Consider the following 210-nt stretch of genomic DNA (forward strand, 5'->3'; position numbering starts at 1 on the left):
GCGAACTTTAATTCGGCTACCGCGATCAGTATTCCGTATGTGATTACAGACGGGACTGCGACTGCAACGGCCAACGAACTGATTACCGTAACGGCAGTTAATGATTATCAATTTGCTTTAAACGATATCTACACTGTTGCCGAAGATGGTACAGTGACATTGACCCCATTGGCACTGGATACGGATGCTGACGGCGATACGCTGACCATT

At 47.1% G+C, this 210-nt stretch carries 1 protein-coding gene; it reads left to right on the forward strand.

Going from position 1 to position 210, the window contains the following annotated elements; all coding sequences use genetic code 11:
• Positions 1-210: Ig-like domain-containing protein (locus FLACHUCJ7_RS00030; RefSeq protein WP_180907446.1), on the forward strand; the 210-nt coding region annotated here is incomplete at both ends.

This window comes from Flavobacterium salmonis (assembly GCF_903819435.1).
Lineage (GTDB): Bacteria > Bacteroidota > Bacteroidia > Flavobacteriales > Flavobacteriaceae > Flavobacterium > Flavobacterium chungangense.